This window comes from Alteromonas abrolhosensis, assembly GCF_001953635.1.
GTDB classification, from domain to species: Bacteria; Pseudomonadota; Gammaproteobacteria; order Enterobacterales; family Alteromonadaceae; genus Alteromonas; species Alteromonas abrolhosensis.
Window position 1 is genome coordinate 1 of record NZ_MEJH01000009.1, and the last position, 13,348, is coordinate 13,348.

At 43.3% G+C, this 13,348-nt stretch carries 12 protein-coding genes, 1 other RNA gene and 1 pseudogene; 3 read left to right on the forward strand and 11 right to left on the reverse strand.

Annotated features, from left to right (window positions below; translation table 11 throughout):
• Positions 1-212: integrase core domain-containing protein (locus BGK61_RS13565; protein ID WP_157888798.1), on the forward strand; the 212-nt coding region annotated here is incomplete at its 5' end.
• A 44-nt stretch (positions 213-256) separates the two neighbouring features.
• On the opposite strand, the gene BGK61_RS13570 is transcribed toward BGK61_RS13565, so the two are convergent.
• The 9 genes and pseudogenes from BGK61_RS13570 to BGK61_RS13610 all read right to left on the reverse strand — a co-directional run bounded on the left by BGK61_RS13570 (position 257) and on the right by BGK61_RS13610 (position 10,785).
• The gene (locus BGK61_RS13570) at positions 257-1,522 is read right to left on the reverse strand and encodes a tetratricopeptide repeat protein (RefSeq protein ID WP_014997703.1); all 1,266 of its coding nucleotides are present in this window, start codon (positions 1,520-1,522) and stop codon (positions 257-259) included.
• A 2-nt stretch (positions 1,523-1,524) separates the two neighbouring features.
• Positions 1,525-2,136: pseudogene (locus BGK61_RS13575) on the reverse strand (energy transducer TonB).
• Position 2,137: 1 nt separating this feature from the next.
• Positions 2,138-2,536, reverse strand: a complete 399-nt coding sequence (locus BGK61_RS13580) for an ExbD/TolR family protein (RefSeq protein ID WP_012517737.1) — start codon at positions 2,534-2,536, stop codon at positions 2,138-2,140.
• A gap of 11 nt (positions 2,537-2,547) precedes the next feature.
• The gene (locus BGK61_RS13585; protein ID WP_012517736.1) at positions 2,548-3,072 is read right to left on the reverse strand and encodes a MotA/TolQ/ExbB proton channel family protein; all 525 of its coding nucleotides are present in this window, start codon (positions 3,070-3,072) and stop codon (positions 2,548-2,550) included.
• A gap of 1 nt (position 3,073) precedes the next feature.
• Entirely contained in the window at positions 3,074-4,432 is a 1,359-nt protein-coding gene (locus BGK61_RS13590) for a MotA/TolQ/ExbB proton channel family protein (RefSeq protein WP_014978639.1), read from the reverse strand.
• Positions 4,433-4,438: 6 nt separating this feature from the next.
• On the reverse strand, positions 4,439-5,200 hold the full coding sequence (locus tag BGK61_RS13595; protein WP_014948702.1) for a DUF3450 domain-containing protein: 762 nt from the start codon (positions 5,198-5,200) through the stop codon (positions 4,439-4,441).
• Positions 5,201-5,521: 321 nt separating this feature from the next.
• Positions 5,522-6,436: a class I SAM-dependent methyltransferase gene (locus BGK61_RS13600; RefSeq protein WP_076012764.1), complete on the reverse strand. Its 915-nt coding sequence runs from the start codon at positions 6,434-6,436 to the stop codon at positions 5,522-5,524.
• A gap of 103 nt (positions 6,437-6,539) precedes the next feature.
• A complete protein-coding gene (locus BGK61_RS13605) occupies positions 6,540-9,182 on the reverse strand; it encodes a TonB-dependent receptor domain-containing protein (protein WP_076012763.1) in 2,643 nt (880 codons plus the stop codon).
• A gap of 514 nt (positions 9,183-9,696) precedes the next feature.
• On the reverse strand, positions 9,697-10,785 hold the full coding sequence (locus tag BGK61_RS13610; protein WP_014997695.1) for a tryptophan 2,3-dioxygenase family protein: 1,089 nt from the start codon (positions 10,783-10,785) through the stop codon (positions 9,697-9,699).
• A gap of 237 nt (positions 10,786-11,022) precedes the next feature.
• Here BGK61_RS13610 and BGK61_RS13615 point away from each other — a divergent pair, with 237 nt between their 5' ends.
• Positions 11,023-11,304 carry a late competence development ComFB family protein gene (locus BGK61_RS13615; protein WP_014997694.1) on the forward strand — a complete coding sequence of 94 codons (282 nt, stop codon included), beginning with the start codon at positions 11,023-11,025 and terminating at the stop codon, positions 11,302-11,304.
• Between the two features lie 15 nt (positions 11,305-11,319).
• Here the strand turns inward: BGK61_RS13615 and ffs are convergent.
• Positions 11,320-11,416: signal recognition particle sRNA small type (gene ffs / locus BGK61_RS13620), an RNA gene on the reverse strand.
• An 86-nt stretch (positions 11,417-11,502) separates the two neighbouring features.
• Positions 11,503-12,561: a Glu/Leu/Phe/Val dehydrogenase dimerization domain-containing protein gene (locus BGK61_RS13625; protein ID WP_014997693.1), complete on the reverse strand. Its 1,059-nt coding sequence runs from the start codon at positions 12,559-12,561 to the stop codon at positions 11,503-11,505.
• Positions 12,562-12,869: 308 nt separating this feature from the next.
• On the opposite strand from BGK61_RS13625, the gene BGK61_RS13630 reads away from it, so the two are divergent.
• A complete protein-coding gene (locus tag BGK61_RS13630; RefSeq protein WP_014948689.1) occupies positions 12,870-13,337 on the forward strand; it encodes an Lrp/AsnC family transcriptional regulator in 468 nt (155 codons plus the stop codon).
• Positions 13,338-13,348 lie beyond the last annotated feature (11 nt).

Sequence of the window (13,348 nt, forward strand, 5' to 3'; positions counted from 1 at the left end):
AGTGCTCAATGACAGATGGCTACGACTGCTATCAAAACGCCCTTGCAGAGCGGATAAACGGTATTCTTAAAAATGAATACTTACTCCATAAGCCAAGAGATTTAGAAGAAGCGAGAAAGATGGTTGCAGAGTCAGTAGCTATCTATAATGGTAGGAGGCCACATCTGGCCCTTAAATACAAAACGCCCGATGAAATACATCGGGCGTTTTAACCGAAATAAGTGTCAACCTATTTCAGGACTAGTCAAACCGCATATTAAATACTAATACCACGGTTTTTCGCTTTTTCCTTGATATAAGGTTCCCACGCTGCAGCGTTGCGGCGTAGTGAGCGATCTTTCTTAGCTTCTAGTACATGTTTGTAAGCAGACTTAAAGTTACCTGCGTAGAAGTTCGCTTCCATTAACGTGAAGTGAATCTTCTCAGGGTCTTCAGCGCCACGCTCTAGAGCATTCTCTAGTGCTTTGATAGCGCCTTTATAGTCTTCAGCTACAAGTAGAAGTGTACCTTGCTTACGATAGTGCTCAGGATCTGAACTCTTTGCGGCAGCCTGAGCGTACAGGTTTGCTGCAGTTTTGAAGTTCTTCGCCTGGTGATACGCGTTAGCAATGTTAGCTAGCATATCGGCATCATTCTTCAACAAGCCTTCTTTCATGTGCTTCTCAAGTAACTTAGCAGCCTTGTAAGGCATACCGTTACTTTGATAAAGCTGAGCAAGCGTTTTGATTTCTGAATCTTTTTCTAGATAGCCCTGCATATAAGCAAGTTCTAGTGTTGAAAGACCTTTTTTGTAGTCTTCAACTAAGATATAGAAAAAGCCAAGACGCGACCACCAGGTTTTCTCTTGAGGAAAAGTCTTAACTAACTCTTCTGCAACAGCAACCGTTTCTGGGTACATCTTACGCTCGTAGTAAGAAGTCAATTTAAGTACGTAAGGGTTTTTGTTTGGCTCTTCATACAAAGCAATTGCTTTGTCTGCTGGCTCAACCATCTTAGCAAGTTGCTTAGATTCAAAGTAAGCCTGCGCCAAACGCGTGTACACGTCAGCATCTTCTTTACAGGTAAATTCCATCCACTTGTTATACCATTTGATGGCATCAGTGTATTTCTCTTCCTGCATGCTCAAATCACCTATCAATTTAAGTGTTTGAGAGTGCTCTGTGTCGTTAAGAACTTTTGGTTGAACAGAGTCGACCAAATAGTTTAACGCCTTACCGCCCTGACCTTCTTGTGAAGCCAATAAGTTACCGATGAAACGCTTAACGTATGCCTTGTCGAAATCGTCAGAAGGATCGATTTCATAAAGAACGTTTAACGCTTCAGTAAGCTGGTCTTCATTATAGAATTCAAAAGCTTTTTGAACTTTCTTACCGGTACGCTCACCTACTAGCGTTGTTTTTCCCTTCTCATATCCAGGACAAACAACAGGTGCTGACTGCGCCAGGGCAGCGGGTGCTGAAAGCACCGCACCTGCACCTAGCACTAAAGCAACGGCTGACATTTTGAATGAACGTTTCATCATGATCATTGCTCCAGTTTAAAGTCTAGCTGGACGAACATGCCAGGTTGTTTAACCGGCTTGCCATCTACGATCTTAGGCTTGTATTTCCACTTACGTAGAGCACGACGTGCTTCACGGTCGAATACGCGCTTAGGTTCAGCTTCGATAACTTCGATATCTTCAACACCACCAACTTCGTTGATAGTGAAAGATAGTCTTACCCAACCTTCACGGCCATCACGAGCTGCATCAGGTGGATATTTCGGGTCGATACGAACGATAGGTGTTGCTTCACCATCGCGTTGCATTGCACCAACACCACCAATGTTTACACCAACACCACCTGTGTCGATAGCTGGAATAGCTAAGCTAAAGCCATCTGCATCAGGTTCCGCAGTTTCCGGCTCAACTTGCTCCATTTTAGGAGGCTATGGCGGCGGAGGCGGCGGTGGTGGTGGAACACGAGTACGCGTTTGCGTTTGGTCGTCTGGTTCCTGCATTACAATATCGATAACCGGTGCAGGCGGTACTTCGTCTGCTGGTCTAGATGAATTTTCAATCAACTTGGCCATTAGAACGAAAAGGGCAAATGCAACACCAGCACCTAAAAGTATAGATACAATTATACGTAACATCTTATCCCCTTGCCGCTACCGAGACTCGGTTAACGCCAGCGGCTTTAACCTGATCCATAATCTCAACTACTAAACCATGCTTCGCTTTAACGTCAGCTTGGATGATTACGTAGTCTGTAGGCTGCTCGGTAAGCAGTCTTTCAATATTCGCTCTTACGCTGTCCGGCGCTACTTCACGCTTGTCTAGCCAAACATTTCCGTCTTCAGTTACGGCGATGAAAATGTTTGCATTTTTGTGAAGAATCGCCTGGCTCGCATCTGGCTTGTTGACTTCGATCCCTGCTTCTTTAACGAAAACAGTGGTAACGATAAAGAAGATCAGCATGATAAACACGATATCCAACATGGGAGTCATGTCGATCTGTGCATCTTCTTCCTCGGTTCTGACTTTTCGAGCCATAATCTCTCTCTCTAATGATGTGGCAGGCTATCAACTAGCCCTTCTCTTGCCAGCTTCACTTTCGCTTCAAGACGTGAACTGATGAACAGTCCAGATAGCGCAGCTACCATTCCCGCCATTGTCGGGATAGTTGCCATAGAGATACCAGCAGCCATTAGACGAGCGTTGCTGGTGCCCTGCGTTGCCATTGTCTCGAAAACACTGATCATACCGGTTACTGTTCCAAGTAGACCGATTAGTGGACACATTGCAATAATGGTTCTGATAATCAGCATTCTAGCGTTTAGGTCGTCTGACGCTTGAGAAATCCACGCGTCACGGATTCTATGCGCATACCATGATGTAGTATCTGCTCGGGCATCCCAATTTGCGATGATGTTTTTCTTCACCTTTGGAAAGACCGAGGTTAAATACCAGTAACGCTCAATCATTAAAACCCACATGAGAAAGAGCGCGGCAGCAACGAAATAAAGTACGTCACCGCCGGTAGCGATAAAGTCCCTGACCGATTCGAATAATCCAATCAGGTAATTCATATTACGCTTTCTCCGACTCTGAGTGAGCAGCTACGATACCCGCAGTTTGCTCATCAAGAATGTGGATGATTGATTTGCTACGAGAAGCTACGATGCTGTGAGTAAGAATTAGAGGCAGAGCCGCGATAATACCCTGAGCAGTAGTTACAAGAGCCATTGAGATACTTCCTGCCATCATACGTGGGTCACCTGTACCGAATAGAGTGATGGTTTGGAATGTCTCGATCATACCTAGTACTGTACCTAGTAGACCTAGTAGAGGAGCAATCGCTGCGAAAATCTTGATAACGTTGATGCCGCTTTCAATTTTTGGAAGCTCGCGAAGAATCGCTTCATCTAGTTTAAGCTCAAGGTTTTCTGCATCAGCAGTCTTGTTCTCTTGGTAAACTTTAAGAATACGACCTAGTGGGTTACCTTCAGAAGGATTGTTTACGTTCTTAAGCTGCGAACGCATTTTGCCACCAGTGATCGTAAGCGTGATCATTTTGTAAATACCAATTAGTAGGCCAATCGCAAGCATAACTGTGATTGTGTAACCAACTGGACCACCCGCGTGATAACGCTCAGCCATTGTCGCTTTCTGCTTCAATAGACCAAGGATTGCACCTTGAGAAGGGTCAGCATAGAAAGGAACAAAGCCAGAAGTTGCGTCAATTAGTTCGTCAGCAGAAGCTACGAAGTGACCGTCTGGTTGGCGACCTAGAGGCTGAACAACTTCAGCTTCAGCGTCATACGCTAGGTAACCAGCTTCACCAACAAGGTTGAAAGTACCAACACGAACAACTTCTTGCTGTGAAGAACCACCGTCAAGGTTAACTACTTCTGTAGTGAACTTAACTACTTCACCGCCTTCAGTCATTTCTTTTTGAAGAGCAAACCATAGGTCTTCTAGTTCTTTAATATTTGGAAGACCTTTAGAGTCTTCTGACATTTCAGCTAGGAACTGGCCACGACCAGGGAATTGTGCACTTACGATAGACGTAGAGATACGGCCATAAGCTTCAGAAGATGCTTGACGTACCACACCGAACATTTCACCAAGTGTACCTGTAGCTTGGTCAAGTTCAGCAGCCTTTTCATTTAGCGTAACTTCATTGTCTGAGAATTGCTTCTGTAGACGGTCGCCACGTGCTTGTTCAGCTTTAAGGTCTGCTTGTGCCTTGCGAAGAAGTGCTTGTTTGTCAGCACGTGCTGATTGGAACTCAGCTTCGCGTTGCTTGTCTAGGCGAGCTTCAGAAACACGGTTCTGTTGAACCTGGTCTAGAAGATCTTTCAGGCTCTTTGCTTCCTGAGCCTGCGCTCCGGTTGCTGCAACTGCAACTGTCGCAGCGGCTAAAAGAGATTTGAATACTGGTTTCATTAACAATTACTCCGCTGCGCTAATTGGTAGTTTAATCAGATCCGCAGGAATGACGTTGTTAGCCATCTTAACTGCGTCAACAACTGAAGACAGATACTCGTCACCCAGTTTTTCCCAAGCGCGGCTCTCGTTGTTCCATACCCACGCGTGAGTCTGGTCAAGAGAAAGTGCAACTAGCGCCGTACGACCAAGGTTAAAGAAGTCAACAGTAACTTCAGTACCCGCGTCGTCGATAGTACCTTGGTAAGAATTGATCTTAGTACCGTATTCAACTTCTACTAGGTAAGCTTCTAGTACCTGACGGAACTGCTCAGAAACAGTTACGTTAGAGTTAGCCATAAGGTCGCGAAGACGCTCAACACGCTGAAGACGCTCGTCTAAGTGAATTGGACGGTCTAGCTTGATGAACTGTTCTAGGCTGTCGATCATGCGGAACATAAGAGGAACGATGCCCTGCTTAGTTTGTTCGATGCTGTCGATCTGACGTTGCAACGAATCGATACCGCGCTGCTGATCAGCAACTAGGCTAGCGATGTAATCGTTGTAGATTTTAAGGTTTTCTGTCTCATCTACTGTTTGACGATACTCAACAAGTAGTTCTTGAGATTGTTCAAACAACGTATTGATTTTTTCTTGAGATTTCGCTGCAGCCGCGTGGATTTTCGCTTCTTCTTTATGAAGATCTTCAAGCGTATCTGCAGAGACTGCGCTACCTGTTAGTGCGAATGCACCCATAACAGTAGAAGCAATAAGAGTTCTCTTGCTCATTTTGGACATAGTTCCCAACCAAATTTCTTATTTGAATCCTCGCCGATAGGAAAATATTCGGGCAAGGGGCGTATAAAACTTTCACAATTTTGTTTCAGGAATGTAGTAATGATATGAAAATGCACTACTACGAACGTGGTATATTCACATGGATTACTCGGTAGAGTCAAGTTAGCAAAGCACTTGCACCATAGAAGTGGAGGTTAATTGTTCACTCAGCGCCCAATTAATCACCTTTTATGCAATTTGTTTGTTAATAAATTAACTTGAAGGACACGTTACGCATAAAAATTCACAGTTAGTGACTACAAACACGTCCGATTACTTCTTCTTTACGGCACTAATTGTTGTGCCTATTAAACCTTTTTTGTCAACAACGTCTGAAGCGCAAATATCAACAAAATCGTTACACGCTAATTTACTTTTGAGTAACGTAACTTCTTCGGCATCTCTAGCTGCATTAATTAAATCAGATAGTCTAACACCGTGAGATTCTAGCTCTTTGTCGTACTCTTTGAAGATAGTTTCTTTTTGTGAAAACGAAATATTCGGATTCAAGACCGTCTTCAAAAGCTTGGGGAAATTTGTATCGTACAATGCTTGTTTATATTCATCGACGAGTTTTCCGACTTTTTCATTCAGCTCGGTTCGAATGGTTTCTTTTTCCGGGCTTGGCTTAGTCGATTCGTTTAACGCAGCCACTAAGCGCTTAAGAGCATCTAAAGGACTCCCCTTTTCTTGAAGCGTTTGTATAACCTTTAGAATTTGAAAATTTGGGGCAACAATTACGCTTTCCTTTCGGTGGACCACCACTCTAAACTTTCCACCAGGCTGCAAAATCCGACTTACTTCATTCAGTGTAAGATTCAGGACACTATATTCGATACCAAACTGGGAAACGACAGCGGTCACTTCATTATCTGCAAATGGTAGCGACTCAATATTCTGTTCTTGCAAAAAGCAGATCTTTGGCTGCCTAAGACTATCGCCTATTTTTAAGGTCGCGTAGTCGACACCAATATATTCAGGTTCGCAGAAATTACCAACATTTACTGCAAGGTCGATAAGGGCGCCGTTTCCTGTCGCAAGATCAACAACCTTTCCACCATGAACGTTCGTTTCGTTAAAAAACGCCAACCATTGCTCTGCAAGCTCGCCTTCATAATTACGACTTGTTGAATCGGCAAAAGAGTTAACGTGGCCCTGCTGCCAGTATTCACTCCAATAACTATTCATGAAAAGTTCTCTTAATTGGTGCTGAGCACTGTAAAAGGTAAATTTATTTGTCCACAAATAAAAAAAGGCCGATTGCTCGGCCTTTTTTATCTAGATTCTATAATTAGAAGCTAATTTGGTAGTTTAGACGGTAGTCACGACCAAAGTTGTTATATAGGTCTTGGTTGTCCCACGTACCGTTAGATGAGAATACTGGATCTTCATCTGTTACGTTGTTAACAGCAAGAGTGATTGAACCGTAGTCAGCCATATCAAACGTGTAAGTTACGTTGTGGATTAACCAGCTATCAAGCTTACCAGCGATGTCGTAAGGACCAACAATAGTGTTGCCATCTGCATCTTTAGGCGCTGTTTCAAACTCAGACGTGCTGTCTGTGTAAGTCATGTTCCAAGCAAGAGTATGCTCTTCGAAGCTCCAAACCGCAGTAGCAACTGACTTGAACTCTGGGCTACCAGACCAACCAGCGATATCCTGAACGATGCCGCCAACTTCAGTGTCGTAAGATAGTACGAATGAGTTAACGTTCTGGAAGCGGAAGTTACCGAATTCAGTTTCAAGGTTCGCATTAAGAGTAAAGTCGATACCTTCAATTTCAAAACCTGCACCGTTGAAGTAAGACGTACCAGCTTCAACTAGAACACCAGACGCCGCACGCTTAAGGTAGAAAGTCTCGTCTGAAGTATCAGTATCTACTGAAACCGCAGTGATTAGACCTGCAGCCTCGTCAGAAAGTAGGTTTTGAAGCGTTTTCGCTTGGATTACGTTATCAATCGATAGGTTGAAGTAATCAAGTTTAACACTTAGGTTGTCGTTTACATCGTAAGCAACACCAAGGTTGATGTAGTCAGAAGTTTCAGCATCTAACTCAGAGTTAGCTGTGTAGTACGTGTCATATTGACGTTCAACAGTTGAACCATTGTTGTAGTCAATTGCATCTTCTGCAGAGAAAGTACGTGCAGCGTTTAGAAGGTCAAGACCTGGCGCACGGAAAGACTCAGAGTAAGAACCACGAAGTACTAGGCCATCTGCAACTTCCCAACGAGCAGATACTGCTGGAGATAATTTGCTACCAAAATCAGAGTAATCATCGTAACGTGCTTTGATGTTTAGCTCTACAGTGTCAGATACTGGAAGTACAGATTCGAAGAAGAAAGCTGTTACATCACGGTCACCCATAGATGAGTTACCTGCAGAACCACCGATTAGACCAGCTTCAGACTGACCGTCATAGATGTCAGCGTAAGTCTGTTCAAAGAACTCAGCACCGAAGTAGTGTGCAACCATACCACCAGGTAGTTCGAACATGTCGAAACCGATACCTGCATAGTACTGGTGGAAGCGTGAGCTAGACTCTTGAAGGGTTGTTGCTTTCATGTTTGCAACGCCTTCGTCTGAACCTAGGTCGATACCATTTTGCTCGTTGTAAGCAAGACCTGAGTAAGACAGGTAGTACTGACCTACAGACTTGTTGTCAGCCATGTTGAAGTGGTAGTAAACTTCCCACTCAGCATTGTTCCAGTCTAGCATACCGCGAAGACCAGTTGTGTAATCTTGGTTGTAGTCGTCTACGTTACCGTCACGAGTACCGATACCAACCCAACGGAATAAACCGTACGCGCCATCAACACCGTAAGGGTTGTGTGGGTTGTCAGCTGACATGTTTTCCCATGCCGCAGCAGGTGGAGCGTAACGACCGAATGAAGAGTTTTGAACAACCATTGCTTGACCGAACCACTCAACATCTTCCATTACTTCGTAATCGGCACTTACATACAGTGTGTTACGGTCAATTGATGCTGTGTTGTAAGACACGTTAGCAAACGCATACATACAGTACTCAGAACCTTCGCCCCAATCTTCGTCAGCGTCTACGCGACGGAATGTATCTTCGCCGTATTCAGAGATTAGGCTATCACAAAGAAGTGAAGGCTGAGCTTCTGAGAAGTCTGGAGACAATACTGTTGCACCGAAGTAAGACCAACCTACAGTATCTGCAGTGTAAGCTTGGATATCGCCGTCGCCGTCGAAGTCACCAATTTTTGCTTTAGTGTAATCACGATCTGCATCAGAAATACCTTCACGACGCTGGTGATCGAATGAGAACGTTACGTTACCTTTGTCGTTAGAAATACCGCCAACAACAGAGAATTCAGAAGAAGTAGTACCTTCGTCTTGGTCACGCATACCCGCGCCAATGTTGAAAGTTAGACCTTCGAAGTTGTCTTTAAGGATGATGTTTACAACACCAGCCATCGCGTCAGAACCATAGATAGAAGATGCACCTTCAGTCATGATATCGATACGCTCAACCGCAGCCATTGGAATAGCGTTAAGGTTTGCAGAAGCACCACCTAGCGTAGGTGAGCCAGGGAAACGACGACCGTTTAGAAGTACTAGTGTACGACGAGAACCAGCACCACGAAGGTTGATTGTAGCTTGTGACTGTGCAGAACTACCTGAACGCTCAGAGAATGAACCGAAAGAGTTTAGTGAGCTTGAACGCAGCGCGTCAGCAACAGTAAAGTCACCTTCTAGTTTAATATCAGCAGCTGTAATTGAAACAACTGGAGCAGCGCCTTCTAGGTCAGTACGCTTGATACGTGATCCTGTTACTTCGATTTTTTCAACAGCAACAGCTTCTTGCTCTTCCTGTGCGTGAACTGCACCAGAAAATGAGAAAGCGGACGCAGCACTAAACGCGCACGCTAGCTTGACTGATTTAGCCAGCTTAGAATTTGTAAACATGTATTGTCTCCCTGGACTTGAAAATACGTTTTAGCATTTCGAGCATCGTCTTTATAACGATTTATTATTAGTAAGGCTTTGGACCTCATATTGATAATAAACACAAGCTCAATTCAGGGTCAATAAGGATCAGATAAACGGTTCGGAAAAGTTCAATTTTTTTTTATTAGGTTTTATGAAACATGTAATTAATTTGCTACAAAATCGCAAATAAACAAATAAAAACAACAATTTAGACAACAACAAAAATAGTTAAATTTTTTTTGTTTGTTTTTTGTACCACCCTACTTTACAGGTTATTTATCACTCTTTTTCAGGTCGTTTTTTGTACCGTGAAATCAAATTATCGGAGTTTGAAATAAGTATTAATTTTTGCTTAATGATATTGACGCTAGTTTTCAGACTCGGGAGTGGAAAATTCAACACTCTACCTTAGAATCACAGTCTTCAAGAATACCGGAAATGTAAGTTAAGCATTCCCGGTTTTCACACGGCACATATTCTCGGTCAATACTTACTGCAAATAAAACCCTAGTCGCCTTCTTACAGGTTCAGGCAATTCTGGCAGCGCACTTTTCGGCAATAAGAATGTTGCCATGTTAAAAAAGTCCAAATAGATGCGGTTAGACTCAGTGGTCTTCTTTAAATAATGATGTCCCGAAGAACCACCCGTGCCTATTTTAGTACCAAGCATTCGCTGAACCATCATTGCATGGCGATAGCGCCAAATAGTCAGTTGTTCATCAATTTCGGTTAACGCAGTAATAAGTTGAAACGGTAGATTGAAAATTGGCTCTTCTGAGTACTGCTTTATAAATAGTGCAGAAAGCAATGCTTTATGACTTAGGCGGAATTTGCCCTCCCCCCTCAGCGTTTCAAATTTTGCATCGTCAAATAAAGCATCAAAGTTTTCTATGGTTGCTTGTAAGTCTTTGAGCTCCTGTCGTCTCTCTGACTCTGACAGCATGTCACTGGTTGAAATGGTGTGATGATCGTCCTTCAACATTTCATCGGCAGCATTTTTATAGTATTGCCAAAAATCGAAACCTTCTGTTTTTAAAAGCGGCATTCTAGATAGCCACTTATCGACCAGCTCAAACAAACTAGGTTTGCTTTCAAGCGTTTCCAATAAAGCTCTGTCTTTATCAGTCAACCGGTTATAGAAGCTTTGTTTATCGAAGTCGATTCTGAAATCACGCTTCAAACCAAGCGATATTTCAAGGCGTTTAAATTGGATACTTTGAAAGCCAGATGCTGGCACCAGGTAATCTCTGAACGACAAAAACTGCTGTGGTGTCATTGTTTCCATGATCGCAATTTGGTCATTCATCAAACTTTGAATTTGTATTACCCGCTGCAAGCGGTGCACAACTAGTGTTAGCTGCTGATCTTTCACCGTTTCCTGATTGAAAGTATCAATGACTGCATTGAGTTCATGAAGGACCTGTTTAAACCAGAGTTCGTAAACTTGGTGGACAATAATAAACAGCATTTCTTCATGCGCCGCGTCACCGTATTTCTCACTCTGTAAATCTTGTGCCCCCAGTATTTTATCAAGCTGTAGGTAATCACCGTAGTAGCAGGGCTCTATATTCTTTTTCATGTCGTTCTTGCCTTATTGCTTTGTTTATCTTTGTAATTCTATCACCGTCACCTCGACATCCACAGAATACAAGCTATACATTATAGGGATATATAGCCATGGCCCGTGTTGTATCACTTAACGTGTATAAAAATGTGTCCATCTAGAAAGGTAAACGGCTGCTCTATCTGCGTAGCTACCTCGTACAACACAACAGGTCAACGAACGGCGCTAACAAAAATTATAAGGGGAATGAATATGAAACTTGATGACGATATCCACAACTATTATGAACACCTAGTATTAGAAAGAATTAGCAAGCTTGGGCTTGATACCACGAAAAGCCCTGATTACTTAGCTGATTTGTGCTGCCTTGCGTTAAACCAAGTTCCACCACGTTATATTCGGTATGAAGTTGATATGGCTTTTTACTTACCGCAAAGCGAGCGTAATCAAATGGAAATGAACGTTGAGCACGCGATCAGTAAAGCACTTAAGTATTTAGATGAAACTGAGAAATCTAAGAAAGATGAGGATTAGGAGGTTTGGGTGGCGGGCCTCCAGCCACATCCCGGCACATGAGTCGTCTGCTGCGGCTGCTCCCTTCCAGGCCTGACCGGGTTCACAGAGTATCATTGCGGGAGGACCAAAAGCCCACCATAGAAAATCGCATTCAAAGCAAAGTCATTTGCCCCTGCTTGACTGCGGGGCGCATTATGACTATTTGGTTCAGAGTTTTCAACCCTTTAAAGAAAATCTCTCTTCAGCAATAAGGTTTGCTACACGGTTAGTGGCCGCCCCTTCTTGCTCTGCACGAGTATAAATTTCTTTAAGTGTCTCACCGATTTGCTCAATGTGTGCGCGTAATGCTTCGTTAGAACTTGATTCCATGCGCTGATGGAAGATATCAATAACCCCACCGGCGTTAATTACGTAGTCTGGCGCGTACAAAATACCGCGTTGCTGAAGCAACTCGCCAATATCTTCACGTGCCAGTTGATTATTTGCAGCGCCAGCAATGACCTTAGCTTTAATTTCAGGCAATGATAGGTCGTTAATGGCCGCACCCAATGCACACGGCGCAAGCACGTCAACGTCTAAACTTAAAATTTCCTCTGGTGCTACCGCTGTTGCGCCAAATTCAGACACAGCTTTTTCAACGCCTTCAGGATAGATATCCGCAACGTAAAGCTTCGCACCGTGTTCATGTAAATGCTTTGCAAGACGGTAGCCAACGTGCCCCATGCCTTGAATAGCAACACTGACGCCATCAAGGCTACGCTTCAAACCGTACTCTACCGTTGCCTTTAATCCCACAAACACACCATATGCTGTAGACGGTGCTGGGTTTCCATCTGGTACTTCGCCTGCGTAATGATACTTAGCGTGAATGCCGGCTATATAATCAGACTCGGTTGCCATTGTTTGCAAATCCGTTACTGAGATACCCGAATCTTCCGCGGTAAAATACTTTCCGCCTAATGACTCTACAAATTTGCCCATTGCTTTCATCATTTCTGGTGTTTTGGCTTTTCGAGGATCACCGATAATGACTGATTTACCACCACCAAGCTCTAAGTTAGCCATAGCAGCTTTATATGTCATACCTTTTGATAATCTCAGTACATCGGTTAGCGCTTCACTACTATTCACGTAAGGCCACATACGACAACCACCAAGAGCGGGACCCAGGTTGGTGTTGTGTACAGCAATAATGGCACTTAGGCCCGCCTTCTCGTCATGATAAAACGCAACGTGTTCATGATTATTGAACTCTGGGTGATCAAAAACTGACATATTTTCCCTATTAATACTGTAGTGAGTTAAAGCCTACCCAAGGTGAAGCTGTCACGAAAACAAAACGCCGCTCATTTGGGATGATGTGAGAGTCTGAAGATGATTTGCGATACACTTATCAGCCTCGCAAAGATCAGCAACATTTTGCCAAGTGTATCCGATTGTTTTGAGGACAGGCCTTGCAAAGTTTGTTAATGAAATTTACAAACTGAAATACAATAGATTTGAATACAATTTTTCTAGGACAGCTATCCTAGAATTTTTTTTGATATATAATAAACATCATAAAAACGACGGAAACAGTGTTAATGAAATTGGATAAATTTGACCGTGAGATTTTGCGCGTACTTCAGCAAGACGCCACGGTGTCGATGGCGGATTTGAGCCAGCGTGTAGGATTGTCGCACACCCCGTGCTGGAGACGTGTCAAACGTATGGAAGCCGATGGCATTATTCTGGGGAAAGTTACATTACTCAACAGTAAGAAACTTAATCTAGGCGTATCAGTCTTTATTTATGTTACGTTAAAAAACCATGATGGTGACTCACTTACTGATTTTGAAAATGCGGTTCAAAATATCGATGAAATCGTGGAATGCCATACCACCAGCGGTGAAAAAGACTACCTATTAAAAGTGATAGTAGAAAGTATTGAAGAATACGAATTCTTGCTCAAAACGAAATTGACTCACCTACCTCTTGTTGACCACCTAAGCTCAACCTTCGCATTAAAACAGGTGAAAAACACCACAGAGCTACCTATCAAGCGCCAATAACCTGAATAATG

Bases quoted from the DNA above. Each gene is read 5' to 3' on its own strand.
- BGK61_RS13605 (WP_076012763.1), bottom strand. From the start codon at position 9,182: ATGTTTACAAATTCTAAGCTGGCTAAATCAGTCAAGCTAGCGTGCGCG.
- BGK61_RS13585 (WP_012517736.1), bottom strand. From the start codon at position 3,072: ATGAATTACCTGATTGGATTATTCGAATCGGTCAGGGACTTTATCGCT.
- BGK61_RS13580 (WP_012517737.1), bottom strand. From the start codon at position 2,536: ATGGCTCGAAAAGTCAGAACCGAGGAAGAAGATGCACAGATCGACATG.
- BGK61_RS13590 (WP_014978639.1), bottom strand. From the start codon at position 4,432: ATGAAACCAGTATTCAAATCTCTTTTAGCCGCTGCGACAGTTGCAGTT.
- BGK61_RS13615 (WP_014997694.1), top strand. From the start codon at position 11,023: ATGAAACTTGATGACGATATCCACAACTATTATGAACACCTAGTATTA.
- BGK61_RS13610 (WP_014997695.1), bottom strand. From the start codon at position 10,785: ATGAAAAAGAATATAGAGCCCTGCTACTACGGTGATTACCTACAGCTT.
- BGK61_RS13570 (WP_014997703.1), bottom strand. From the start codon at position 1,522: ATGATGAAACGTTCATTCAAAATGTCAGCCGTTGCTTTAGTGCTAGGT.
- BGK61_RS13595 (WP_014948702.1), bottom strand. From the start codon at position 5,200: ATGAGCAAGAGAACTCTTATTGCTTCTACTGTTATGGGTGCATTCGCA.
- BGK61_RS13625 (WP_014997693.1), bottom strand. From the start codon at position 12,561: ATGTCAGTTTTTGATCACCCAGAGTTCAATAATCATGAACACGTTGCG.
- BGK61_RS13600 (WP_076012764.1), bottom strand. From the start codon at position 6,436: ATGAATAGTTATTGGAGTGAATACTGGCAGCAGGGCCACGTTAACTCT.
- BGK61_RS13630 (WP_014948689.1), top strand. From the start codon at position 12,870: ATGAAATTGGATAAATTTGACCGTGAGATTTTGCGCGTACTTCAGCAA.